This window comes from Bartonella sp. AA81SXKL, assembly GCF_042196945.1.
Taxonomy (GTDB): Bacteria; Pseudomonadota; Alphaproteobacteria; order Rhizobiales; family Rhizobiaceae; genus Bartonella.
In genome coordinates this window covers 1-2,094 of the sequence record NZ_JBHIRH010000061.1, presented here as the reverse complement: position 1 = coordinate 2,094, position 2,094 = coordinate 1, and the positions used below count along the sequence as shown (strand labels likewise).

The following is a 2,094-nucleotide window of genomic DNA, read 5'->3' as shown; positions in this document are numbered from 1 at the left end:
CGTAAAAACGGCTGATGATTTTTGGAAATTTGTGACAGCAGGGCGTGAACTCGGTCATTTGCACGTAAACTATGAAAGTGTAGAGCCGTATCCAGTGACCTTTAAAAAAGGCAATCCAAAAGTTACAGAGATCACGAACCCTAAAGAATTTTACTACGTTACAGAAATGAAATTCGCTGGGAATAGTAAGGAAAAAGATAAATTGATTGTTTTTTATAACAGCAATATCACAATAACAGATATCTCTCTTGAATCGGTTATGGGGCGTCAATGTGTAAAGACTGATAAAAAGAGTGGCATTATTAATGATGCCAATAGCTATGCTGTTGAAACCGTTGGCAACCCTGCTTATCCATTGGAGTTATTCCAAAGGGTTATTACTGTAAGTTTGGAAACAATGAAAATTGTTAAGAACTTACCAAAATTAGAAATTAGAGAAACCGAATAACTTATAAAGCATGCTCAGATGATAGGCATGTTGACCTCACAAGGGGTATAGAGCTTATAATCATATCTATACCTCTTTTGTTAAGTTGCTTACATATAATCCTAAAAGGATAGTCTATATGCGTTATTCTAAAAAGAAGAAACTTGCACTTTTAGATACTCTTATTTGGATTGCCTTTAAGAGGTTATACCGTAATCTAAAATGATAGCTTTGTTTAAAGAGGGTTATGTATATTCACTTTTCTTATAGGTTTTGAAGGTATAAAAACCGTCAAAACCCCTTCAAAACGTATATTATTAGTTGAATTTATAGGTTGTGTTATCAATAGAGGTTGTTTTTTAAGATCTGTAAAATATTAACACATTGAAAAATAACGTTTTTACTTTTTATCGTTTTTTTATCTAAAAGAGGCAACCGTCAAAACTCAAAACCCCTTCAAAACTCATAACCATAATGGTCTTGATAGCATTTCTTATGAGTTATAAACCATCTTTTGAAAGGCTTTAAAGGATCACATGCTTTTCATAAGACATGTTTTAATCATTCACTAAATGATCACTTTTGTCGATTCAATGTACTGACATAAACTGACAAATATATATTTACAGTTGTATTTATTTGTTATGGCTGTTTTAATAAGTTGTATTTTGAAAAATTGATAAAACTTAACTTATTGAAATATAATGATTTTAATTTTCTCTCATTTAAAAAAAATGATATAGGTTCTAAAAAGAACTGACAAAAATGACAAAAGTTTATTAAAAGGGATTTTGCTCATCTCTATAATTATCATTCTCTCTTTAGATGTTTTCATAACAGACAATAAATCGCAATTATCCTATTTATCATTTCTCTTATGAACATGAAAAATGATGCCATGGCTATAAAGAACATAACAGCTATAGAGAAAGCAAAAATGCAAATGAAAGCATTTGTTTATAAAGACAGTCCCTATAAAGGCTGTTAAGTCTAAAATGTGTTATTAAAAGAAATTAACAGAAATCTTAAAAGCCATTTAGTGACAAAATTGATAGGTTATAAAGTTTAAAATACGCATAATGAGAGCGTTTCTAAATATTATAAATGTATAGATTCAGAAAATAACGCAATCGTTTAATAAAACCTATAATATAGCTTTAAAAGCACATAAATATAAAAGAAGCAATTAATAAGCATAAGATATTATCAATACATAACGTATTTAAAAAAATAAGAAAAAATATCAAAAAAGATAAAATATTATTTGACAATAAATACGTATTTTGTTATATAAATAACCAAGTGCTGAAAACACTTAAACATCAAGCGGGTAGATTACGAAACAATCTTTCCCATATCAAAAAACTGACTATCTTTTATGCTGTGATTAGCATATATGAGAATTTTGTCGGGTGTGGTCATGCTATACAAAACCCTATGGGGAAGGCATGCCGACGGACTTGATGCCGTGTTTTCAACACCCGGCGCCTTTTTAAGGTGTCAATTGAAAACAATATTAACATCAAGGTTTTAATTATGACAAATATCTCAAAAAACACCCCCGTTATCTCTAATATTTCAAATGAAACTGCGCTTGCTAATCAACAAGAGCCTGCAAAAAAATACGAATTTACAGGAGAGACAATAGAGGTTGGTGATTATACTCT

Annotated in this window: 1 protein-coding gene; it reads left to right on the top strand. The window is 30.0% G+C overall.

Annotation, left to right across the window (positions count from 1 at the left end; translation table 11 throughout):
• Nucleotides 1–448, top strand: a 448-nt coding sequence (locus tag ACFINZ_RS09385; protein ID WP_375701388.1) for a type ISP restriction/modification enzyme, incomplete at its 5' end; no start/stop codon positions are given.
• Between the last annotated feature and the right edge of the window lie 1,646 nt (nt 449–2,094).